Origin of the sequence: Butyrivibrio sp. AE2005, assembly GCF_000686965.1 — a bacterium.
GTDB classification, from domain to species: domain Bacteria; phylum Bacillota; class Clostridia; order Lachnospirales; family Lachnospiraceae; genus Butyrivibrio; species Butyrivibrio hungatei_A.
The window spans coordinates 1-23,060 of sequence record NZ_JMMD01000015.1; the positions used below are offsets into that span (position 1 = coordinate 1).

Sequence of the window (23,060 nt, forward strand, 5' to 3'; positions counted from 1 at the left end):
TTCGATGATTTTGGAAGAAATATCGATCCGTTAACAGGAAAAGTACGTAACGACAGAAATCAGAATGCATCAAAGTACGCTTACACAACAAACGGCAATATCATTCAGCCTTTTGTTTTTACGGGCTATCAGGAAGATGAAGTATCAGGGCTTAAATTTGCGCAGGCGAGATACTATAGCGCTGATAATGGAAGGTTCCAGTCTGAAGATAATGTAAAGGGATTCGTCAATAGACCATTTACACTCAATCATTATGGCTATTGTTGGGCAAATCCGATAGTACTTGTCGATAATGATGGCAATTTGCCAAAATTCATTAAGGATACAGAAGAATTTGGAAAATCAATAATATCTTCTGCAAATAAGGTTAAAGAGCAGATAATTGAAAAACTTGAAGATTTTGAGGGTGACGAACGTCCTATTATTGTGTTTGGCATTTCAGGGGCATTTGGGCAAGATTTATATCTTGGTGGTGGTGGTCAAATGGTTTTGGATCCACTAAAGGTGATTACAGATCCTGCACATGCTTTGGGATTTCAGGCAGTAGGTGGAACAGGAGGAATTATAAGCGCTGGCCCTGGTGAAGCAAAAGCAACAATTTACCTTGGAGCATATTCAGCTGAAAGTATATCTGAGCTAGAAGGCTTTGGAACTGAAGTTGGCGGAAGCGGAGGCGAAGTCATAGTATTAGGAGGCGGCTTTTGGGCTTCTGGAGAATGGGGATCTGGAGAAAACGGTATAAAGGATAAACATAGATATGGTGGATACGTGAGTGTGGGCGCTAACGTAACACCAAGTGTGGCGGAGGGGCATGTAACTATGTCTGAAACTTCAAAAACATTTTATCCGGTAGAGTATATATATAATATGATTACAGATATTAAAGAAAGCATAATGAATTCTATTTATAGAGGAGATGGAGAATGTGCAGGGTAAAAAAAGTTGATTGGTCCAAAATATGGGTATATATAGTTGTTTTTGTTATCATTCTTTTCATGGTAAAGGGAATGAACAAAAATTCAAAATATGATGTCATAAGATTTGGTGATACCCATTTTCGTTTGCCTAATAGAATTACAGGTGGGTTAGATAGAATTGAGGGAGAGGATTATGTATTCCTTCATTCTGATGATTATTTGGTTTTGGGAGTTGGTCCTGATTGTGAAGGCATAGATTCTGATATTTTAGAGCAGTTTGATATTTCATTTGAAAAAATTAAAGAAGTAAATTCAATCAAGAATGCGTATGAATTAACAGAATTTGTTGGGAATAACAGTGGAGTTGTTGTTGATAGTGGGGTAAGTAATAAGCCGAGTTTTGATGAGTGTTTTTTACAATATAGATTGGAAGATATTGAAAAAATCATATATTTTTTTACAGCAGATAACAAAAGCGTTATTGAAATTATTGTAGCGCCCAGAGGGGATATATCAAAAAAGGAAATAGAAGAAATGTATGGTTCTTTGGCATATAGTTACTACTAATGTTATGCGCGTAATTTGAAAAGAGGAGAACGTGTAGTAATGAGTGTTGATAAAGTAACTGTTACTAAAAGGTGCATTACTTATGTTATAGCAGAGGCAATGGTATATTTACTAATTCCATTTTTTATATATGTGGATAAAAAATATCATTTAGATATTTTGAAATGGATATTGTTCTCATATTTTATTTATACAATGTTTAACATACCTTTGTTTTTGTCTATGGCAAATGAGAAAATTATAGTTTCGGATACGGGCGTTATGCATGTTTTGCCGACAAAAAAGATACGGTCATATCGCTGGAGGGATGTTTGCAAAGTTTATCTAGATAGCTGTGGAAGATATACTAATGCAAGAGTGGTCATGAAAATATATAACGGAAAAAAAATAAAGCTTCCATATTATTTGTCGGATTATGATTTATTAAAAGATTATTTGGTTGAACGTGGAATACTGGGGATGTATTCTGACAGTCCGTTATATTACTATTCCAATATGGAAAATAAATCACGATATTCCTTTGACAGGTCGAGTACAACCCAATTTTTTGATGAGTGTAAAGTGGATATTTCAGAAGTAATCGATAAAGTTAAATCAAAAGATTATTTACTTGCGGCAGATATATTGAACCAAAAAACAGATATAGGTATGGATGAATCGTTTTTATATATTAGACAAATGAAAGCAATGATATAAATATCAGGCAATCCTTAAGACCTACGATTATAATAACCGTGGTAATCAGACAAAGAAATTTATAAATGGTCTCTTACAGAAAACCTTTACTTTTGATGCTACAAATATGCTCTCAAAGGTAGTCGATAAGGATAAGGGAGAACTTGAAAACTGCTATAACGGTCTTGGATTTAGAGTAGAGTCTACAAGACCTGAGGAAAGAATAGACTATCTCTGCGACCTTTCGAAGGATTACTATAACCTTCTTGAAAGAACTGTAAACGGAGAGACAGAGAGCTTTGTTTACGATAACAACGTGATCTCGATGTCAAAGAGCGGAAGCAACTTCTATTACCTTCAGGATGAACTCGGATCACCTATGTATATGACAGGTACAGACGGAATGGCTGTAAGCTCATATGCATTTGATGACTTTGGAAGAAACATAGATCCATTCACAGGAAAACAGAAGAAACACGGATACACCAAGCAGGGCAACATCATCCAACCGTTTGCATTCACTGGCTATCAGGAAGATGAAATATCAGGCCTTAAGTTTGCGCAGGCAAGATACTATAGTGCAGATAATGGACGATTTTTAGGTGAAGATCAGCTGACAGGAATCCAAGGATCTCCTAATACTTTAAATAAATATTTATATTGTGAAAATAGTCCTTTAGATTATGTTGATAATAACGGAAAGTGGATTAAACGAAAAGATTTAAATGCGCATGATGGTGCTGCAATTGCAGTTATGGCAGTGGGAACTATAGCTGCCGGTTTTGGAGCAGCTGCAATTGGTCTAGCTATTGCAGCTTCTGCACCGGTTTCTCTTCCGCTTATAGCAGCGGGTGCTGTTGTTGGAGCTGGCGTTGCGTATGATGCGTCAGTAATATCCGATTGGAAAAATGATAAACACGCAAATTTACATAAGGCATGCAGTAATGCAGCTGCAGGGGCGGCTATTGGGGCAACTTCTGTGTGGTCGGTGGGAACAATTGCAGCCGAAGGAGTAAGTGGCATAGCAACAGTTCTCACTAATAAATATGCAAAAGCTACATTAGTTGGCTCGGTTAGTGGACTTTCCAATGTCGGTACAGGAGGATCTTTTGGTGCTGGATTTATTGGAGGAGCAGTAAATAATCTAATGACGTTTAAAAGAGGGGGATTTATTGGAAACATGCGCGCAGGATTTGTTGGGAATACTTTAACGGAAGCATTGAATGTTGCGGAAGGAACAAGTACAAAATCTTTCGAGGAAATAATGTCTACATCGTCAATATATGCACTTCTACAAGGAATAGCTGGTGGAACAGGAGATATTTTAGGAAAAGCTATGACGGATAAGTATAGTAAGGCAGCATGGACAATAATTAATGATGTACTTAGACAAGGCCCTCTAGGATTTGGTAATTACCTCATCGCGGATTGGGGAACAAAATTATTATTTGAAAAAGCAAAAGATATTATTTTTGATGAGGGAGGATGTGAATAATTTATATGTTAATTGTTTCTGTGATGATGATTTTTTGCATTCCAACTATAGCATTGTATTCTATAGTAAATAATTCAGCATTGCTTAATGAGAAAGAAAAAGAAACTAAATCTGATATGTTTGTATGTAGAGGTTTTGGGTTTTTTTTGATAGCAATGATTACATATTATCGAAAATTATTTATTATTACACCTTTGACATACTTATGGGAATTGACTGTGGATAATGCAAAGACTAAATTGTTTACGTCATTTATTATAATAGTATTTGGATTGATATATTATGTGTTTTCTCTGCTATCAGATAGAGATAAATATGCGTTTTATAAATATGAAACTTTAAATAAAATTCTGAAATATTCTTTTGTTACGGAACAAGTTTGTTTGATTTTGTTGATACTTTTTGGGTGTGCATCCGGTTATATTTGGAAAAATATATTGATAATAACTATATTTAATTGTTATCTGATACCAATATGTGATTCAAGAAAAATATTTATTCAGAAGTCTAACGGTATGATTTTTGATGATACTATTATCTTTACCAAATTTTATGGCCAAGAAGAGATTACAAATATAGAGAAAAGTGGAAATTCATTAGTCGTTTCTGTTGATACAGACAAGATAATTATTAAGAACATTAGTGAAGAAGTTCTTGCTGAACTAAATGATAAATATTGGAAAAAAGAAAATATAGTAACAATTCCGGAAAAGAAGATTTCTCCTGATAAAGAGAGCGATAGAGGAAAACTTATAAAATTTATAATTGGTGCAGGTTTACAAATTGTCTTTTTATGGCTGCTTGGTATTTATTTTATATATAAAAAGTATCCGATTAGTTATAGTGTTTTTGTTATTGGAGGTAGTATTCCGGAACTCATTTTCATTATCTATTATTTTAGAAAAGAATGGAGAAGACTTACCAATAATAAATAGAATGAGTTGAATAATACCATGCAAAGAGCTGATATCGGAAAATGTTGTGCGTAGAATAAAACAGCAACAATGCAATTTATGACAGTACACAGTATTGCGTATGTTTAATCAATAAAGCTAAATTATTAATCTGTCACTGTGCAAATGCAGTGGCAGATTTTGCATATGAATGCGAGGGTTAAATATGACAATTTTTATAGGTGTTATTTTGAATTTTTGCCTTGTTTTTGTAGGCGCAGTCATGACGCTATTTTACTTTATACAGTAGAGTTTAAGATATCAAGACACCTTGATGCAAGAAATCTTTTGAAAGAGGTCCAATTGGTCAAGGAATGAAGTATTTGTCTATTCAGGTTGAAAAAAATCAGGAGAGTGATGCATAGTATGAGCACAAATATAATTTTGAAACCTAAATTTATAAAACTAGGTTACGTTTCGGGGAGTATTATTGCTATCCGGGTAATAAATCAATCTTTTCCAAATATGCTAATTATGCATTATGTTTTTTAGCATATGCTTTTTTGAGCCCAATGATAATTTACAGCACAGGAGAAATAGCTGCTGTTATTTTGATTTCAATTCTTACGGCTTTTAATATTGCAATAGCTATGTATGGTGTATTTTTTTACAATACATATTGCTTAGTAATGTTTTCTGAAGAGATTTGTGTAATTTCATTTAAGGGGATAAGAAATGTAAAGATAAGCGACATACAATATTTGACTCCATGCGTTAGGGTAGGCGGCATTAGGGCAGTAGATAAATGTGGCGAAACTATTTTTATTTGCGGTGATGAATGGGAAAACATTATGAAATTTAATTCTGCTGTGGATAAGAAAGGGGTTAAGATTTGTTTTAACAGAAAAGGCTTGTAATAGTAAAATGTGATATTCTATGTGGATATATCATAACATAATATATAATTTTTTAAGGAATTAAGAAATAGTATACAGTTAGAGCGGGGATTACCCCGCTCTAACTGTACAAAACTTTCCTAATAATAAGAAAGTAGTTGTGGATACGTTGTTATAAAACACATATTCCGCTTGGGGTGAAAAATGGAATAAAAAAGAAGAGGACCAGTGTGATGAGTAATGCTGAAAAGGCAGAAATGGAAAGCGTTTATAACTATTATAAAGGAATGTATAGAGTAGAATGGGTTCCAAATGAGGATTTTGATTATGAAGGGAATTCAAAATATTATGAAGGTTGCCCGCGATTGATTATTTATTTTTCGAAAAAGAATCAATATGCAATAGCTGCAGATGTTGATGAGGTTGATTTATATAAGAAAGTGGTTAGATTTAATAAAGAAAAATGGATTTCTGTCACACATAATCACCCGGAGGGGGATTTTTCTGAGGATGGTGTTGAAATTATAAAGGCTATTGAGGCTTTAATCTCAATAGCAAAATAAATTTTGGGGTTGAAGAAGATGGACATCAGAGAAAAAGATATTTTTCATGTACACACATTTCGCTGTGGACATGCCGAAAATGTTTCGGACGAAGAATATATAAAAAAGGCAATATCTCTAGGGGCTTCGGGAATATGGTTTACGGATCATGCTCCATTTCCGGGAGATCCGTTTGGGAATAGAATGAAGTATTCTGAGCTCGATGAGTATATTAATACTCTTTTTGAATTAAAGCAGAAATATGAAAGTGCAATAAGCGTTCATATTGGTCTGGAGACTGAGTATTTTCCGTCTTTTGACAAGGCAGGATATTACAAAGAACTCAAATCAAAAGATAATTTAGAGGTGTTGTTGCTAGGTCAGCACATGGCAGAGACAGGCCTTGGGGAATATACTTTTTCGTGGGATAAAGAAAAGCTATGCCGTGAAGAATATATAGCCCTTGGAAATGCGCAGATACAGGGAATTGAGAGTGGATATTTTGATGTGGTTGCTCATCCTGACAGGATTTTCAGGAAGCAAAAAACATGGTCAGTAGACATGACTGAGATGGCTGATCGGATAATTGAAGGTGCCCTCCAAAGGAATATTCCGCTTGAGATGAACGAATCATCTAAGCTTCAGACTAATCATTACCGAAAAGAATTTTGGGAGAGAGTAGGGAAAGTGCAGGTTATCCATGGTGTAGATGCACATGCTGTTAATGAAGTAAGAATTATATAAAAGAATTATGATGATTAAAAAAGGAGATGTACACTAATTCAGTGCACATCTCCTTCTTTAAATACCTTCATCATTTCGTTGGTAAGGCTGTACTCAAGTGGTTGGAGTTCAATCTCTTCGGGAGAGAGCCAGCTTGCGAATTTTAGTTCGTTGTTGTCCATGGTGATCTCGCGGCTTCCGGTTACTTCGCAGAAGAAACCTACGAGGATGTCGCTTGCGATGCCCCATGGCTGCGACTTGTAGTAGCGGATGTTGGTTACATGGATGCCGGCTTCTTCCATGACTTCACGGCTCACGGTCTCTTCAAGAGTTTCGCCGATTTCGGTGAAGCCCGCCACGAGAGCGTTGTGGCCGTAGCCAACTCTGTATCTGGTAACAAGGAGTTTATTGGTTTCCTTGTCGATTACTCCGATTATCACAGCGGGATTAATTCTCGGATATATTATATTTCCGCACTTTGGGCAGATCATGGCGCGCTCTTTTTTAGAGTGTTCGTTTTCTGCACCGCACTTTCCGCAGAACTTGGTGACCATGTACCATTCGGCGAGCTGGTATGCCGTAAAGGATGCATAGACGTAAGTTTGCGGATAGTAGTATGCACTTCTGAACTTTCTGAAATCATGGAACATGTAGGAATCCGAATCTTGTGCAGAGACATCCAAAAAGTCCATATTTTCGGAATCTGCGACCATCAAAAAGAAATCCTCATCATCAATACTGAAAAGATAAGTGAGTTTTTCTTTTGCAATATCTTTTGCATCCTTAAATCTGGGAAAAGAAATCTCTTGAGTGCTGTCGTCAAGGCGTCCCAGGAGCTTTTTTTCTTTTGTAAAAAATAATATTATTGAGTTTTCGTCCGCTGTCTTTGTCGGATCGTAATGATTGTTAAGATGTGCCGGTGAAATATCCTGAATCATAGTCTGTCCTTGTATCTTGGATTGTTTATCCATAAATAATGTATCAAAGGAAGCACTGATTGAATCAGCACTTCCTTATTTTTTCATATATTGTGCCACATTACGGAATGAGGTTGTGCGAGTATAGGCTCTGGTACTCCTTCGGCGACATACCGTACTCTTTTTTAAACGCCTTAAAGAAACTTGAGTAGTCCCTAAAGCCGAATTTCTCGTAAGTTCCCGTGATGCTTGCTCCGCCTGTTATAGCATTTCGGCATTCATCGAGACGTTTTTTTATAATATACTGATGGAGCGAGACACCGAGCGTATCTTTGAACAGATGGGCAACGTAGTATTTGCTTATAAAGAATTTGCCCGCAATATCGTCAAGTGTAAGCGATTCCTCAATATTTCCCTCGATGTAAGAAATGATATTCTGGAAAAGAGTGAGCTCATCGCTTGAGTTTTTCATATTCTCTTCATCGTAAACAATCCTGTTGATGGTGAGAATGAGGTCGCACAGGCACAGGTGTATAAAGGCCGAGCTTCCGTATCTCTCACTTGATACTTCTTCAAGAAGACGAAGGAATTTGGATTCTATCATATGGAACTGGGCGGGAGTCATGTGATATATGTACTTGTGGAATGCCTCCGCTTTCTGTATCAGATACATATAGTCCACAGATTCCTGCATGAGCCTGTTACAGCAACTTTTGCTTATCCAGAAAAGAAAACGTCTGTAGTTTGCCTCGGGATTGTTCATAAGGGCGTGATGCATTATTCCCGGAGGAACGAGCATGAGGTCGCCGGGAGACATCTTGTATCTTGATGCAACTCCTTCCGCATTGAATATTTCCATGGTGACATCACCCTCGATGAAAAGGTAACATTCGTAGTAGTCGTGGGCGTGCGGCTTCAAGGTTGTAAAGTTCTTGTCGGAATAGTAGTAGACCTCGAAATCCGAAGATACCATGTATTGTCTTGTGTTAAATGATGATCGTAATTTATTTTTCATAAATACATAATAACTACCTGTGGCAATTTTTGCAAGGTGTGAAACAAAATATTCAATTCTATTTTTTTGCTTAAAAAGTTATTGTATATGTATACGGATATTAACGTTCGAAAACTGTTTTTTTAACAAAGTAGGAAATGATTTATTAGACGAAGGGAGTATTTAGTATCAATGGAAATGACACTTCGCTGGTATGGCAGCAAATATGACACTGTTAAGTTATGGCAGATCAGACAGGTTCCCGGTGTAAAGGGAGTTATCACAACTCTTTACAACAAGCAGGCAGGCGAGCTTTGGGAGCAGGACGAGATCAAGGCTCTGAAGAACGAAGTTGCAGCTGAGAATATGCACATCGCAGGAATCGAGTCTGTCAACGTTTCAGATGCCATCAAGGCAGCTACACCGGACAGAGATAAGCATATAGATAATTACATCAAGACTCTTGAGAATCTTGGTAAGGAAGATATCCACATGGTTTGCTACAACTTCATGCCCGTTTTTGACTGGACAAGAAGTGAGCTTGCCAGAAAGAGACCCGATGGTTCAACAGTTCTTGCTTATACACAGGAAGCAATCGATGCGATCGATCCCGAGAAGATGTTTGAGACACTTTCAGGTGACACAAACGGATCTGTTATGCCCGGTTGGGAGCCTGAGCGTATGGAGCATGTTAAGGAGCTCTTTGAACTCTACAAGGGAATCGACGAAGAGAAGCTTTTCGAGAACATCGTTTATTTCTTAAAGGCAATCATGCCCGTATGTAACAAATATGATATCAAGATGGCTATCCATCCCGATGATCCTGCTTGGTCTGTATTCGGACTTCCCAGAATCATCAACAACGAGAAGAACATCCTTAAGCTTATGAAGGCAGTGGATGATGTACACAACGGTGTTACATTCTGCTCAGGTTCATACGGAACAAGCCTTGAAAATGACCTTCCTCACATGATCAGAGCACTTGAGGGAAGAATTCACTTTGCACATGTTCGTAACCTTAAGTTCATTTCTCCTACAAACTTCGAGGAGTCAGCACACCTTTCATCTGACGGAACATTCGATATGTATGAGATAGTTAAGGCTCTTTACGAGACAGGATTTGACGGACCTATCCGTCCCGACCACGGAAGGATGATCTGGGGTGAAGTTGCAATGCCCGGTTACGGTCTCTATGACAGAGCACTCGGAGCAACATACATCAACGGTCTCTGGGAGGCTATTGAGAAGTCACACCAGCGTGGAATTTAAACATAAGCTTTGTTATATGGGATAAAGCGGAAAGGGTTAACAATGAAATTAAATGCTAATAGCGTAGCAACAGACAGCACTTGGAAAGAGAAAGGATATTATATCCCTACTTTTAACCAGGAAGACATGATAAAGAAGACAGTTGAGGCACCTGAGTGGGTACACTTCGGAGCAGGTAACATCTTCAGAGCTTTTCAGGCTAATCTCGCTCAGAGAATGCTTGATGGCGGCTTGAACGACAAGGGACTTACAGTAGTAGAGGGATTTGATTATGAGATCATCGAGAAGATGTACAGACCTCATGACAATCTTTCACTTCTTGTTACACTTAAGGCAGACGGTTCTGTTGAGAAGTCAGTTATTGCCAGCATCGCTGAGTCATGCATCCTTGATTCAAACGATGATAAGGAATTCAACAGATTAAAAGAGATCTTCAGATGCGATTCTCTTCAGCTTGCTACTTTCACAATCACAGAGAAGGGATATTCACTTGTAAATCCCGCAGGCGAGCTTCTTGCAGCTGTTAAGGACGATTTCGTAAACGGACCTTCAAAGCCTCAGAGCTATATCGGTAAGGTTGCAGCTCTTCTTTATGAGAGATTCCTTGCAGGAGAGAAGAAGATTGCTATGGTGAGCACAGATAACTGCTCACACAACGGAGATAAGCTTTTTGATGCTGTTCATGCGTTCGCAAAAGAGTGGACTGCAAACGGCAAGGCAGAGGCAGGATTCGTTGCTTACATCGAGGATGACAGCAAGGTTAGCTTCCCTTGGTCAATGATCGATAAGATTACACCCAGACCTGATGATTCAGTTAATGAGATTCTTAAGAACGACGGTGTAGAAGAGCTTGAGCCTGTAGTTACTTCTAAGAAGACTTGGGTTGCTCCTTTCGTAAACGCTGAGGAGAGCGAATACCTCGTAATCGAGGACAAGTTCCCTAACGGAAGACCTGCACTTGAGAAAGTTGGTGTTATCTTCACAGAGAAGGAGACAGTTGATAAGGTTGAGCGCATGAAGGTTTGCACATGCCTTAATCCTCTTCACACAGCACTTGCTGTATACGGATGCCTCCTTGGATATGACAAGATTTCAGAAGAGATGAAGGATGAGGAGCTTGTAAAGCTCGTTAAGACTATTGGATATGTAGAGGGACTTCCCGTTGTTACAGATCCCGGAGTTATCAAGCCTCAGGAATTCATCGATACAGTAGTAAATGTAAGAATACCTAACAAGTTTATGCCTGATACACCTCAGAGAATTGCAACAGATACATCACAGAAGCTTGCAATCAGATTTGGTGAGACAATTAAGGCTTACATGGCTTCAGATAAGCTCAATGTAGCTGATCTTAAGTGCATTCCTCTTGTACATGCAGGATGGCTTCGTTACCTCATGGGTGTTGACGATAACGGCAACAGTTTTGAGCCCAGCCCCGATCCGCTTCTTGAGAAGGCACAGTCTTATGTAAAAGACATCGAGCTTGGCGGAAACTATGACAAAGAGACACTTAAGAGCAAGGTTCTTCCTCTTCTTAAGGATGCTACAATCTTTGGAACAGATCTTGAAGCTGCAGGTCTTTCAGATATCATCATCGGATATTTCGAGGAGCTTATCGCAGGCACAGGTGCTGTAAGAGAAACTCTTAAAAAGCACGTTTAATAACGCAGTTTATTCCTGTAAAAAGTCACATGAACGTTCTGCTGCGTTCATGTGGCAGGATTCCGCAGGTTAAATAAACATAAAATTTTAATTGTATCCCCCACTAAAAAGAAGCCATCGCTTAACCGCGATGGCTTCTTACTTTTCACATGAATCAGATAATATCAGTTCTTTTTAAGAGCGCTCTTTCTATAGATGATATCTGTTCTTGCGGGACCGTTACTTACCATTGTGATGGGGTAACCGATCTGCTCTTCGATAAACTCGATGTATTTTCTGCAATTCTCAGGGAGATCTTCGTAGTTCTTGATTCCTCTGATCTCGCATTTCCAACCGGGAAGAGTCTTATATACGGGCTTAGCCTTGTCGAGAAGGTGAGTAACAGGGAACTCTGTTGTTACTTCTCCGTCAATGTCATAACCTACGCATACAGGAATCTCATCGAGGTAGCCGAGTACGTCAAGTACAGTGAAAGCTACATCTGTTGTTCCCTGAAGTCTGCAACCGTACTTACTTGCTACGCAGTCATACCAGCCCACACGTCTGGGTCTTCCTGTTGTTGCGCCATATTCGCCGCCGTCTCCGCCACGATTTCTGAGTTCGTCTGCTTCGTCGCCGAAGAGCTCAGATACGAATGCACCTGCTCCTACAGCTGAAGAATAAGCCTTGGAAACAGTTACGATCTCTTTTATCTCATAAGGAGGGATACCTGCTCCGATAGCACCGTAAGCTGCGAGAGGAGAAGATGATGTAACCATAGGATAGATTCCGTGATCGGGATCCTTCATGGTTCCGAGTTGTCCCTCTAAGAGGATTGTCTTTCCTTCCTTGATTGCCTTATCGAGGTAGAGAGATACGTTTCCGATATAAGGCTTAACCTGCTCTCTCCATTCAACGATCTGATTAAAGAGCGCTTCTTTGTCGATAGGCTCTGCATGGTAGAGATTAACGAGGATTACATCTTTAATCTGGGCAATTCTGTCGATCTTTTCCTTGATAACATCGTCATCCTGGAAAAATTCGTTGATCTGCCAGCCAATCTTTGAATATTTATCTGAATAAAAAGGTGCGATTCCTGATTTTGTTGAACCAAATGACTTTCCTGCAAGTCTTGCTTCTTCAAGGGAATCAAACTGAACATGGTAAGGCATCATAACCTGTACTCTGTCTGAAATCATGATCTGAGGAGCGGGAACGCCCTTTGATGTGATTTCGTTAAGCTCGTTCATGAACTTTGTAATATCAAAAGCAACACCGTTTCCGATGATGTTCATTATATTCTGATGGAAAACGCCTGAAGGCATTGTGTGAAGTGCGAACTTACCATAATCGTTAACTATGGTGTGTCCTGCGTTGGCACCTCCCTGAAAGCGGATTACAACGTCGGCTTTGTCTGCAAGAGTGTCTGTGATCTTGCCCTTTCCTTCGTCGCCCCAGTTAGCGCCTACGACTGCTTTTACCATTTATTGTTCCTCCTTAATAGAAAACATGATTAAAATCGTACATTAGTATAATAACGGAAAAAGAAATATAAGTAAAATCAATATTTTTTATGAATGATATAAGTATTGCTTATTTTTCGAAATTTTATATAAAATTATACAGTTTATTGACACATTTTCGTCAAAAAAGCGCTACAATTATACATATAATCTGTAAGTGGCTGTACATTAGATTAATTCGTGCGTGAAAGAGTCACAGAAGCTCTTTATTCAATAGTATCAGGAGGTCAGTATGGCAAAAGCGATCGATGATAAGAAGAAATTTGGTAACGAGACATTTAAAAATCTTTCTGTAGCGGATAAGCTCAAAAAAGTTTTTTATAGACTTCAGAACAACCTGGTTCTGGTTTTTATTGTGGTTCTACTGATAGATGCTTTTTCAATATTCAATCTGCACAGTATATATAACGTTTTCTATGAACAGAATACGCAGCAGGGCGAGATTCGTATAACAATCCAGGCTCTTGCAAAGTATTATCTCTGGGCGCTTAATGCCGAGGATGACGCCGACCGCGATGAACAGATGAAAGGAGCTTCCGAAAAGATCCAGGAATTGAATGACGGACTCGGAACGCTGAGTAAAGTTTATAAAGACGATCTTACTACGGTCTATTCGCATATCGCTGATATAGACAACTACGGGCAGACTCTTAACGGCATGTTTTCATCGGGCGCATCGCACACTGAATTGTATGAATACTATGTTGCTAATGTAAATGAAGCTATCAAGATAGTTGTAAAAGATTTTAAAGAAATTGGAATATCTGCCAAGGAGCAGGCTCAGAAGGCATATAACGGAGCACTTACGATAGTTATCATACTTACGGTTCTTTCAATGGCTATCGTTATATATGCAATTCTTTATTCAAATAAGGCGAAAGCCGCACTTGCAAGTAATATCCTTGATCCTATAAAGGCTCTTTCAGAAGCTGCCGATGATATGGCTAAAGGTAAGATTGACATCAAGGTTCCTTCCGATTCAAAAGATGAGCTCGGAAAGCTTGCTGATGATATAACATATTCGACCGATGTTATCGCTGATATTGTAAAAGATATAAGTGATACTCTCAATCGCATGTCTACCGGAGATTTCTCCTGCGGTTCAAGAAATGAGAAGCTCTATATAGGTGATTATGTTCAGATAAAAGAGGCTTTTAGAAATATTTCAAGTAACTTAAGTCATACACTTCTTGAAGTAAGAAACTCATCTACGCTTGTTTCGGACGGCGCTCTTAATATGTCACAAGGGGCAACGGACCTTGCGGAAGGATCTACGGATCAGGCGGCTGCAGTTGAGGAACTTACGGCATCTGTAAACTCCGTTACAGATCAGACAAGACAGCTTGCGGAAGTTGCACAGAGAAGCCACGGCATGGCGGGAGATGTTAAGGACAAGGCGGAAGTCAGTGCCAGAAAGATGCATCTTGTTACCGACGCCATGACAAGGATTACGGAAGCATCTGCAGAGATTGAGCAGGTTACGAATACAATTGAAGAGATTGCAAGCCAGACATCGCTCCTTGCCCTCAATGCTTCGATAGAGGCTGCAAGAGCAGGTGAAACAGGAAAAGGATTTGCGGTTGTTGCCGATCAGATAGGAAAGCTTGCAGATCAGTCAAGTGAAGCTGCAAAGAATACGCATCAGCTCATTGCAGATACAATGGAAGAGATCAAGAACGGAAATGCGGTTGTTGCCGAGACTACGGATGCGCTCGATGCCATGCAGCACAGCGTAGAAGAAATCACAGATATGATCAAAAATACCGGAAACCTTGCTCAGGCACAGGCTCAGAGCATGGAAGAGATCGATAAGGGAATTGAGATGATCTCGGGAGTAGTTCAGAAGAACTCCGAGACAGCCGAGCAGTCAAGCGAAGTATCCAAGGAACTTTCGATACAGTCAGAGAGTCTCAACGACCTCATCGGAAAATTTACAATAAGTGGTTAATTGCATATCCTAAATGTATTTTGGGGTAGTTTACAAAAGTCCTTTGCGTAGACAGGGTCTGCGTGGGGGACTTTTTCCATTGTCTGTTTGCTTTTACAAAAGCTCTACTTTATAATGTTCGTATTGCAGACATATTCAATATATCTTATTAAAAGTATATAACTGAAAGGTATATAACTATGATTCATATACAGTCATTGGACGAAGGACTTGCGCTTTTTAAGGCGCTTGGATCGGACATAAGAGTTGAGATTGTGAAGATCCTTGTTTCTGAGGGAAGTTCAAATATGAATGATCTCGCGACGCGCCTCAAGATTACAAACGGTGCGCTTACAAGCCATATCAAGAAGCTTGAAGAGTGCGGTATTGTTCAGGTTACTTCGGAAACAACGGGGCATGGCAACCAGAAAATATGCTCAGTTCAGCCTGACAATATCCTTATTGATATAAGGTCACCTAAAAAGAATGAGGCTATTTATGAGACTGACATAAAGGTTGGACATTTTTCGGACTGCCATATAGAGCCGACATGCGGACTTGCTTCTTCGGAGAAGGTTATAGGAGAAGTCGACGATCCAAGATACTTTGCGCATGGCGAGAGATTCGATGCCGACATTCTCTGGTTTACAAGAGGCTATGTCGAATATGACATTCCCAATTTTGTGCCGTTTAATCAGAAGATAGATGAGCTTAGTATTGCGGCAGAGATGTGCTCAGAGGCGCCCGGATATAATAATAATTACCCTTCCGACATATACTTTTATCTGAATGGCACATTGCTCGGAACATGGACTTCTCCGGGGGATTTCGGCGATGTGAAAGGTCTTTTTACACCGGACTGGTGGTTCCCGTTGTGGAATCAGTATGGTCTACTTAAGATGCTTGTCATAAATCATGAGGGCGTTTTTATAGACGGACAGAAGCTCTCTGATGTCACAGTCGACAAACTCAAGCTGACTCATAAGACGCCGCTTAAACTAAGGCTCGAAGTTCCCGAGAACGCAGAACACGTCGGGGGTCTTACGATATTCGGCAAGGGCTTTGGAAATTACAACCGCGATATAAATGTCAAAATGAAGTACAGTAATATATAGAAGGATGGTTTTAAAATGACGGATAATAACAAGACACCTATGGCAAAAAGAGTGATCGCGATAATCGGAATAATCGCTCTTTTATCAACTTACGTGATTCTCTTTGTGATGGCGATAATAGGCACGCCGTTTGATTACTTTATGGGCGCTGTTGTGGCTACGGTAGCTATTCCCATTTTTACATGGATCTGCATCTGGGCTTTCAGCAGTATAACCGGAAGACATACGATCGCATCGCTTGATCCTCTGACTTCAAATAAGCAGCACGATTTAAGAGGAAACGTTGTGGCTGAGGGCAAGATTGATACGGTTGTTTTCGATATCGGAAATGTGCTCACAGACTTTGTTTACATGGATTTTATTGAGAAAAAAGTTTCTGATAAAGAGCTGGCAAAAAGAATCGCAGACGCCTCTGTTCACAGCAAAGAGTGGACGGAATATGACCGCGGCGTTCTTTCTACAGAAGAGATAATTGACGGATTTAAGAAAAACGATCCCGAGATTGCGGATGTGATAGAGAAGACCTTCGAGGACCTTACCGATATAGTTACCAAGAGGGATAATGCGATTCCTTGGATAAAGGCTCTTCAGGCAGCAGGATATAAGGTATTGTATCTTTCAAACTTTTCATGGCAGGTTCTTGAAGCTTGTCCCGATGCAATGGCATTTATCGATGAGACTGACGGCGGAATCTTAAGCTACAGAGATAAGGTCGTAAAACCCGATCATGCTATATATAACCTGCTTGCTGAGCGTTACAACCTTGTTCCGGAAAAGACCGTGTTCATCGATGATACCAAGGTAAATATCGATGCGGCAAAAAAACTTGGCTGGAACGGAATCGTGTACAAGGACTATGCGAGCACCAAAAAAGAACTTGAAGCACTCGGAGTTATATATTAAGGAAGTTTATTTTTCTTTTGAAATATCTTCTTTTATAAGTTCATATAATTTACTTGCGGCAATTGAGAGAGGTCTCGTGTCATCGGTGATGACGCAGATCTCTCTTTTTGGAATGATCTTATTAAAGCGAAGTTCAAAGAGAACACCGCTTTCCAGATATTCTTCCGCAAAACTCTTTACGACACAGCCTACGCCTAAGTTTCTGAGCGCGAACTGAACGATCATATCGCTTGTTGCAAGCTCAAATTCGGGGCGTATATCGGCTCTGTTCTCTGCAAGGAAAGAACTGATATAGTTCTTTGTACTTGTTTTGCCCTCAAGCATTATGAGAGGAACTTTCTCAAGATCTGAGAAATCAAGCATCTTATTTTTATATTGGATAAACTTTCTGCCCGCAACGAATATATCTTCAATCTCTGCAACAGGGAGAGATGAAATGTCTTCTTTCATTATAAAAGGAGTCGAGACCACACCGAAATCGATCTTGTCATCCGAAAGATAATCAAGAGTCTCTGGAGTCGGGCCGTTTGTGACCGTAACCTTTATGTTTGGATATTGTTCGTGGAATTTCTCAAGATAAGGGAGCAAAAAGAATCTAAGCGTCATGTCGCTTGCGCCGATCCTGACTTCGCCGGCGTCAAGATGAAGGAGCTGTTTAAGGCGCTGTTCTCCGAGCTCTATCTGTTCATAGCCTCTTTCTATGTATCTGTAGAGAAGGCTTCCTTCCGTTGTGAGATGTACGCCCTTGGCGGTCCTTCGGAAAAGAGTACATCCAAGCGCCTTTTCCAGCTGGTGGATTGACTGGCTCACGGCAGGCTGTGAGATGGACAATTCCTTGGATGCGAGAGTTATACTTGAGAGCTTTCCTACATAATAAAATACTTTGTAATATTCAAGGTTGTTGGTCATGTCTTGCTCCTTTTTTCTTTTTTTATTCTAGCAAAAATTAGTTGATATTACCAAACGACCTTGTTATAATGTTTCAAGAACTCTGACTGGGAGTTTTTTTGAATGCAAAAAATCGGGTGGCATGTGGCTGAAAGCCAGAACAGGAGCGAGTTTTCATGAATTTAGAAAATGACAACAATGTCAATGAAGGCAGTGTCGAAGATGTCGTTGAAAGATATCGTCCTGAGCTCAAGAAATTGACTCCATATTTGAAATGGCTTAGGAGTAACGCAAGCGTTGATGTAGCGCAGGCATATTCCAACAGCGAGCTTAAGTCTATGTCTTTTCCGATATACGACTCCAATCTGTTGGCTTTTGTAAAGGCAGCACAGAGTACAAATCTGCTCGACCGCAATTATGTCTATGTTTACAGCAGAAATCGTCTTCGTAACTACAAGGATGAACTTCTTTTTATAGAAAAAGCCGGAATCACCGAAATGGATGAGCTTTCCGGAATTTTGTCCAAGTATATTCTTTCCGGTATGACCAAAGGCACCGTATGGGCCGAGGGTGTTAATAACGGAGTTTTATACAGCGTAGTTAATAAGATGAATGAGCTTGTAGAGTTCTGGGGACAGGGCGAAGGTACATCAAATAGTTTTAGACTGTAAGTAAGGATAGCGAAGAATGGGAGAAAAGTCCGAGATCAAGAAAAAGTACATTCTTGATAAAGCAAGAACAGTTTTTGCTGATAAAGGTTTTAAGAATGTAACAATGAAAGATATAGTTGATGCCTGCGAGATAAGTCGTGGGGGTCTTTATCTCTATTTCTCAAGTACGGATGAATTATTCCTTTCGGTTCTTTCTTCAGAGACCGATGAGGATGATGAAGAGACCATTACTGCCGCTCTTACAGGAACTGCAACTGCCGGTGATATGTTGGCTCTTTTTTTGAAGGAACAGAAGAAAGAAATTCTCAGAAAGAAGAACAATCTTACTGTCGCAACATATGAATATTTTTCCGTTAATAAAGTATCGCCAAAAGATAATCCTTTGAAAGACCAGTTTGATACTGCTGTCAGGATTATTGAGAGATTAATTGAAAACGGCATCGAGAGCGGTGAGTTTTATTGTGAGAACCCTTTGGGGTGTGCTCGCAATCTTATGTACGTTGTGGAAGGACTCAAGATTACTTCCAAGACTGTCGGCATTTCAGAAGAAGCCATTGACAAAGAACTAATGTATGTTTTAGAGGGATTAGTGCCCGAAGAATTAAATATTAATGATGATTAATAGAGAGTGCTTTTTTTAAGGCACTCTATTATTATGAGTTAGCTATAAATTTTTATGATAAACAAGGAGATATTATGAGCACTGTAAAACGAATCTATGTTGAAAAAAAAGCACCTTACGCAGGCAAGGCTAAGGAGCTTAAGGCTGAGATCAAGGGCTACCTTGGAATAAAGAGTGTTGAGGATGTAAGAATCTTCATCAGATACGATGTTGAAAATGTTTCTGATGAAGTGTTTGAGAAAGCCTGCACAACAGTATTTTCCGAGCCTCCTGTAGACATTCTTTACAGAGAAGAGATCGAAGTTCCGGCTAATGCCAAAACATTCAGCATAGAAGCACTTCCCGGTCAGTTCGACCAGAGAGCTGATTCAGCTGAACAGTGCGTTCGCTTTATAAAGGGAGACGAGGAGCCTGTCATCAAGACAGCAGTTACATACATGCTTATCGGTAACGTCTCCGACGAAGAAGTTAAAAAGATCTGCGATTACACAATGAACCCTGTAGATTCAAGAATCGCAGCTGACAAGAAGCCTGAGACACTCGTTTCTGTATTCGACGAACCTGAAGATGTAAAAATCTTTGACGGATTCAAGGATATGGATGAGGCTGAGCTCAAAAAGCTCTACGAGTCACTTGGACTTGCAATGACATTCAACGATTTCAAGTGGATCCAGACTTATTTCCACGATGATGAGGACCGCGATCCTTCAATGACTGAGATCAGAGTTCTTGATACATACTGGTCAGATCACTGCCGTCACACAACTTTCGGAACGGAGCTCACGGAAGTTGTGTTCGAGGACGGCTTCTACAAAGAGCCTATTGTTAATGCATATAACGAGTACCTTTCAGCAAGAGAGGACCTCTATAAGACAGAAGAGAAGAAAAAAGAGAAGTTCATTTCTCTTATGGATATCGCCCTTATGGGTATGAAGAAGCTCAAGAAAGACGGAAAGCTTACAGACATGGAAGAGTCTGAAGAGAACAATGCCTGCACAGTTGTTGTACCTATCGACGTAGATTACGGCGAGGGAACAAAGAGAGAGAACTGGCTTGTATTCTTTAAGAATGAGACACACAACCATCCTACTGAGATCGAGCCTTTCGGTGGCGCTGCAACATGTCTTGGCGGTGCTATCAGAGATCCGCTTTCAGGAAGAGGATATGTATATCAGGCAATGCGCGTAACAGGTGCTGCAGATCCTACAGTTCCCGTTGCTGAGACAATGAAGGGCAAGCTTTCACAGAAGAAGCTCGTTCGCGGTGCTGCATCAGGTTATTCTTCATACGGTAACCAGATCGGACTTGCAACAGGATATGTAAAAGAAGTTTACCATCCCGGCTACGTTGCAAAGCGTATGGAGATCGGTGCTGTTATGGGTGCTGCTCCTCAGGAACATGTGATCAGAGAGTCTGCAGATCCCGGAGATATCATTATTCTCCTTGGCGGACGTACAGGTAGAGACGGCTGCGGCGGAGCTACAGGTTCTTCCAAGGCTCATGATTCAAAGTCACTTACAAGTTGCGGAGCAGAAGTTCAGAAGGGTAATGCACCTACAGAGAGAAAACTCCAGAGACTTTTCAGAAGACCTGAAGTAAGTGAACTTATCAAGAAATGTAACGACTTTGGTGCCGGCGGTGTATCCGTAGCAATCGGTGAGCTTGCACCCGGTCTTGATATCAACCTTGATCTTGTACCCAAGAAGTATGCAGGTCTTGACGGAACAGAGCTTGCTATTTCTGAGTCACAGGAGAGAATGGCAGTTGTTGTTGCTCCTGCCGATGCAGAGAAGTTCCTTGGCTATGCGGCAGAGGAGAACCTTGAGGCGGTTAAGGTTGCCGTTGTAACAGAAGATCCCAGACTTGTGCTCAACTGGAGAGGCAAGAAGATCGTTAACTTAAAGAGAGCATTCCTTGATACAAACGGAGCACATCAGGAGACAAAGGTTAAAGTTGACCTTCCTAAGGAAAATGATAACTACTTCAATAAAGTAGCATCAGATAAAGTTAAGTCTGCACTTTCAGGTAATGACGCTAAGGCTGCATGGATAGCACAGCTTCAGGACCTCAACGTATGCTCACAGAAAGGTCTTGTAGAAATGTTCGATTCATCAATTGGCGCAGGATCGGTTCTTATGCCTTACGGTGGAAAGTACCAGCTTACAGAGACACAGACAATGATTGCAAAGCTTCCTGTTCTTTCAGGAAAGACTGACACGGTAACAATGATGAGCTACGGCTTCGATCCTTATCTTTCAAGTTGGAGCCCTTATCATGGAGCTGCTTATGCAGTAACAGAGTCTGTATCAAGAATAGTTGCATCAGGTGGTGATTATAAGAAGCTCCACTTCACATTCCAGGAATACTTCAAGAGAATGACCGAAGATGCGCAGCGTTGGAGCGAGCCTTTCACAGCACTCCTTGGAGCTTTCGAAGCACAGCTTCGTTTCGGAATCGCTTCAATAGGTGGTAAGGATTCAATGTCAGGATCCTTTAATGAGATCAACGTTCCGCCTACACTCGTATCTTTTGCGGTAGATGTTGCAAAGCTTTCGGATGTTATCACACCTGAGCTTAAAAAGGCAGGAAACAAGCTTGTACAGTTCAAGCTTCCCAGAGATTCATATGACCTTCCCGATTACGATAAGGTCATGGAGATATATAGTGCAATTACAGAGCTTATGAGAAACGGAAGTATCGTTTCAGCATATGCTGAGGACAGCTACGGAATCGCCGCTGCAGTAAGTAAGATGGCATTCGGTAACGGCCTCGGAGTAAAGATTGACGACAGTGTTAAGGCTGAAGAGCTCTTTACAAACGATATGGCTGACATCGTTGCAGAAGTAAGCGCAGATAAGCTTACAGATGCTCTTAAAGTAGCAGGTGCACGCCTTGTCGGTGAAGTTACGGACAACGCTGCATTCGAGGTTCAGGGAGCCGTTATCACAATGGATGAAGCTCTTGCAGCATGGAAAGGAAGCCTCGAAAAGGTATTCCCTTCAACCGTAAATGAGGAAAAGACAGCTGTAGAAAGCCCTCTGTTCAAGGCTGACAGCGTATATGTATGCAAGAATAAGGTTGCAAAGCCTACAGTATTCATCCCTGTCTTCCCCGGAAGTAACTGTGAGTACGACAGTGCCCAGGCATTCGAGAGAGCAGGCGCAAATACAAACATCAAGATATTCAAGAACAGAAATGCAGAGGATATCGTGGAGTCTGTAGCAGAGTTTAAGAAAGCTATAAAGGATGCACAGATCATCATGTTCCCCGGTGGATTTTCAGCCGGTGACGAACCTGACGGAAGTGCTAAGTTCTTTGCGACAGCGTTCCAGAATCAGGAGATAAAAGAGGCGGTTGAAGACCTCTTACAGAATAGAGACGGCCTTGCGCTTGGTATCTGTAACGGTTTCCAGGCTATGATAAAGCTCGGACTTGTTCCTAACGGAAAGATTACAGGCCAGACTCAGGATTCACCTACACTTACATTCAATACCATCGGAAGACACATTTCCAAGATGGCATATATCAAGGTGGTTTCAAACAATTCACCTTGGCTTCAGGAAGCAAAGCTCGGCGGAGTATATACAAACCCTGCTTCTCACGGAGAGGGAAGATTTGTTGCTCCCGATGCGGTTCTTGATGAACTTTTCAAGAACGGCCAGATTGCAACACAGTACTGCGACCTTGAAGGCAATGTAACAATGGATGATGAGTGGAATATCAACGGATCTTACAGAGCAGTTGAAGGTATTCTTTCACCTGATGGAAGATGCCTTGGTAAGATGGCTCACTCAGAGAGAAGAGGCGACGGCGTAGCCGTAAACATCTTCGGAGATCAGGATATTAAGATATTTGAGTCAGGTGTAAAGTACTTCAAGTAAT

20 protein-coding genes are annotated in these 23,060 nt (G+C 40.4%); 16 read left to right on the forward strand and 4 right to left on the reverse strand.

Annotation, left to right across the window (positions count from 1 at the left end):
* From DL92_RS18995 to DL92_RS19000, 8 genes are all read left to right on the forward strand, one after another.
* Nucleotides 1-936: RHS repeat-associated core domain-containing protein (locus DL92_RS18995; RefSeq protein ID WP_034468966.1), on the forward strand; the 936-nt coding region annotated here is incomplete at its 5' end.
* Nucleotides 924-1,484 carry a hypothetical protein gene (locus DL92_RS0110710; protein WP_026655019.1) on the forward strand — a complete coding sequence of 187 codons (561 nt, stop codon included), beginning with the start codon at nt 924-926 and terminating at the stop codon, nt 1,482-1,484. The genes DL92_RS18995 and DL92_RS0110710, both read left to right, overlap by 13 nt.
* A gap of 39 nt (nt 1,485-1,523) precedes the next feature.
* On the forward strand, nt 1,524-2,180 hold the full coding sequence (locus DL92_RS0110715) for a hypothetical protein (protein ID WP_026667698.1): 657 nt from the start codon (nt 1,524-1,526) through the stop codon (nt 2,178-2,180).
* A gap of 106 nt (nt 2,181-2,286) precedes the next feature.
* Nucleotides 2,287-3,654, forward strand: coding sequence for an RHS repeat domain-containing protein (locus tag DL92_RS0110720; protein WP_026667699.1), 1,368 nt, complete (start codon nt 2,287-2,289; stop codon nt 3,652-3,654).
* 5 nt (nt 3,655-3,659) lie between these two features.
* Complete coding sequence (locus DL92_RS0110725) at nt 3,660-4,589, forward strand: hypothetical protein (RefSeq protein WP_026667700.1); 930 nt, start codon at nt 3,660-3,662, stop codon at nt 4,587-4,589.
* A 521-nt stretch (nt 4,590-5,110) separates the two neighbouring features.
* Nucleotides 5,111-5,464, forward strand: a complete 354-nt coding sequence (locus DL92_RS0110735) for a hypothetical protein (protein WP_207640537.1) — start codon at nt 5,111-5,113, stop codon at nt 5,462-5,464.
* A 212-nt stretch (nt 5,465-5,676) separates the two neighbouring features.
* Nucleotides 5,677-6,006, forward strand: coding sequence for a hypothetical protein (locus DL92_RS0110740; RefSeq protein WP_026667702.1), 330 nt, complete (start codon nt 5,677-5,679; stop codon nt 6,004-6,006).
* Nucleotides 6,007-6,024: 18 nt separating this feature from the next.
* Nucleotides 6,025-6,729 (forward strand): PHP domain-containing protein, encoded by a 705-nt coding sequence (locus DL92_RS19000; RefSeq protein ID WP_051625305.1) that lies wholly within the window; start codon nt 6,025-6,027, stop codon nt 6,727-6,729.
* 38 nt (nt 6,730-6,767) lie between these two features.
* Here DL92_RS19000 and nudC read toward each other — a convergent pair whose 3' ends face one another.
* Nucleotides 6,768-7,679 carry an NAD(+) diphosphatase gene (gene nudC / locus DL92_RS0110750; RefSeq protein WP_242845853.1) on the reverse strand — a complete coding sequence of 304 codons (912 nt, stop codon included), beginning with the start codon at nt 7,677-7,679 and terminating at the stop codon, nt 6,768-6,770.
* Nucleotides 7,680-7,746: 67 nt separating this feature from the next.
* A complete protein-coding gene (locus tag DL92_RS0110755) occupies nt 7,747-8,640 on the reverse strand; it encodes an AraC family transcriptional regulator (protein ID WP_026655519.1) in 894 nt (297 codons plus the stop codon).
* 171 nt (nt 8,641-8,811) lie between these two features.
* Between DL92_RS0110755 and uxuA the strand changes: the two genes are divergently transcribed.
* Nucleotides 8,812-9,888, forward strand: coding sequence for a mannonate dehydratase (uxuA, locus tag DL92_RS0110760; RefSeq protein ID WP_026655518.1), 1,077 nt, complete (start codon nt 8,812-8,814; stop codon nt 9,886-9,888).
* 42 nt (nt 9,889-9,930) lie between these two features.
* Nucleotides 9,931-11,550, forward strand: a complete 1,620-nt coding sequence (locus DL92_RS0110765) for a mannitol dehydrogenase family protein (protein WP_026655517.1) — start codon at nt 9,931-9,933, stop codon at nt 11,548-11,550.
* Between the two features lie 164 nt (nt 11,551-11,714).
* Here DL92_RS0110765 and DL92_RS0110770 read toward each other — a convergent pair whose 3' ends face one another.
* Nucleotides 11,715-13,013 (reverse strand): adenylosuccinate synthase, encoded by a 1,299-nt coding sequence (locus tag DL92_RS0110770; RefSeq protein ID WP_026667704.1) that lies wholly within the window; start codon nt 13,011-13,013, stop codon nt 11,715-11,717.
* Nucleotides 13,014-13,284: 271 nt separating this feature from the next.
* Here DL92_RS0110770 and DL92_RS0110775 point away from each other — a divergent pair, with 271 nt between their 5' ends.
* From DL92_RS0110775 to DL92_RS0110785, 3 genes are all read left to right on the forward strand, one after another.
* Nucleotides 13,285-15,000: a methyl-accepting chemotaxis protein gene (locus DL92_RS0110775; protein ID WP_026667705.1), complete on the forward strand. Its 1,716-nt coding sequence runs from the start codon at nt 13,285-13,287 to the stop codon at nt 14,998-15,000.
* A gap of 179 nt (nt 15,001-15,179) precedes the next feature.
* Complete coding sequence (locus DL92_RS0110780; RefSeq protein WP_026655513.1) at nt 15,180-16,094, forward strand: ArsR/SmtB family transcription factor; 915 nt, start codon at nt 15,180-15,182, stop codon at nt 16,092-16,094.
* 15 nt (nt 16,095-16,109) lie between these two features.
* Nucleotides 16,110-16,997 carry an HAD family hydrolase gene (locus tag DL92_RS0110785; protein ID WP_051625306.1) on the forward strand — a complete coding sequence of 296 codons (888 nt, stop codon included), beginning with the start codon at nt 16,110-16,112 and terminating at the stop codon, nt 16,995-16,997.
* Nucleotides 16,998-17,003: 6 nt separating this feature from the next.
* On the opposite strand, the gene DL92_RS0110790 is transcribed toward DL92_RS0110785, so the two are convergent.
* Entirely contained in the window at nt 17,004-17,906 is a 903-nt protein-coding gene (locus DL92_RS0110790) for a LysR family transcriptional regulator (protein WP_026667707.1), read from the reverse strand.
* Nucleotides 17,907-18,061: 155 nt separating this feature from the next.
* On the opposite strand from DL92_RS0110790, the gene DL92_RS19005 reads away from it, so the two are divergent.
* The 3 genes from DL92_RS19005 to DL92_RS0110805 all read left to right on the forward strand — a co-directional run bounded on the left by DL92_RS19005 (nt 18,062) and on the right by DL92_RS0110805 (nt 23,059).
* Nucleotides 18,062-18,556, forward strand: a complete 495-nt coding sequence (locus tag DL92_RS19005) for a hypothetical protein (protein ID WP_051199039.1) — start codon at nt 18,062-18,064, stop codon at nt 18,554-18,556.
* Nucleotides 18,557-18,572: 16 nt separating this feature from the next.
* Nucleotides 18,573-19,178: a TetR/AcrR family transcriptional regulator gene (locus DL92_RS0110800; RefSeq protein WP_026655510.1), complete on the forward strand. Its 606-nt coding sequence runs from the start codon at nt 18,573-18,575 to the stop codon at nt 19,176-19,178.
* A gap of 74 nt (nt 19,179-19,252) precedes the next feature.
* Complete coding sequence (locus DL92_RS0110805) at nt 19,253-23,059, forward strand: phosphoribosylformylglycinamidine synthase (RefSeq protein ID WP_026667708.1); 3,807 nt, start codon at nt 19,253-19,255, stop codon at nt 23,057-23,059.
* Nucleotide 23,060: the final 1 nt, after the last annotated feature.

Bases quoted from the DNA above. Each gene is read 5' to 3' on its own strand.
- DL92_RS0110775 (WP_026667705.1), top strand. From the start codon at position 13,285: ATGGCAAAAGCGATCGATGATAAGAAGAAATTTGGTAACGAGACATTT.
- DL92_RS19000 (WP_051625305.1), top strand. From the start codon at position 6,025: ATGGACATCAGAGAAAAAGATATTTTTCATGTACACACATTTCGCTGT.
- DL92_RS0110805 (WP_026667708.1), top strand. From the start codon at position 19,253: ATGAGCACTGTAAAACGAATCTATGTTGAAAAAAAAGCACCTTACGCA.
- DL92_RS0110765 (WP_026655517.1), top strand. From the start codon at position 9,931: ATGAAATTAAATGCTAATAGCGTAGCAACAGACAGCACTTGGAAAGAG.
- DL92_RS0110800 (WP_026655510.1), top strand. From the start codon at position 18,573: ATGGGAGAAAAGTCCGAGATCAAGAAAAAGTACATTCTTGATAAAGCA.
- DL92_RS0110770 (WP_026667704.1), bottom strand. From the start codon at position 13,013: ATGGTAAAAGCAGTCGTAGGCGCTAACTGGGGCGACGAAGGAAAGGGC.
- DL92_RS19005 (WP_051199039.1), top strand. From the start codon at position 18,062: ATGAATTTAGAAAATGACAACAATGTCAATGAAGGCAGTGTCGAAGAT.
- DL92_RS0110720 (WP_026667699.1), top strand. From the start codon at position 2,287: ATGCTCTCAAAGGTAGTCGATAAGGATAAGGGAGAACTTGAAAACTGC.
- DL92_RS0110755 (WP_026655519.1), bottom strand. From the start codon at position 8,640: ATGAAAAATAAATTACGATCATCATTTAACACAAGACAATACATGGTA.
- DL92_RS0110725 (WP_026667700.1), top strand. From the start codon at position 3,660: ATGTTAATTGTTTCTGTGATGATGATTTTTTGCATTCCAACTATAGCA.
- DL92_RS0110710 (WP_026655019.1), top strand. From the start codon at position 924: ATGTGCAGGGTAAAAAAAGTTGATTGGTCCAAAATATGGGTATATATA.
- nudC (WP_242845853.1), bottom strand. From the start codon at position 7,679: ATGGATAAACAATCCAAGATACAAGGACAGACTATGATTCAGGATATT.
- DL92_RS0110790 (WP_026667707.1), bottom strand. From the start codon at position 17,906: ATGACCAACAACCTTGAATATTACAAAGTATTTTATTATGTAGGAAAG.
- uxuA (WP_026655518.1), top strand. From the start codon at position 8,812: ATGGAAATGACACTTCGCTGGTATGGCAGCAAATATGACACTGTTAAG.
- DL92_RS0110780 (WP_026655513.1), top strand. From the start codon at position 15,180: ATGATTCATATACAGTCATTGGACGAAGGACTTGCGCTTTTTAAGGCG.
- DL92_RS0110740 (WP_026667702.1), top strand. From the start codon at position 5,677: ATGAGTAATGCTGAAAAGGCAGAAATGGAAAGCGTTTATAACTATTAT.
- DL92_RS0110715 (WP_026667698.1), top strand. From the start codon at position 1,524: ATGAGTGTTGATAAAGTAACTGTTACTAAAAGGTGCATTACTTATGTT.
- DL92_RS0110785 (WP_051625306.1), top strand. From the start codon at position 16,110: ATGACGGATAATAACAAGACACCTATGGCAAAAAGAGTGATCGCGATA.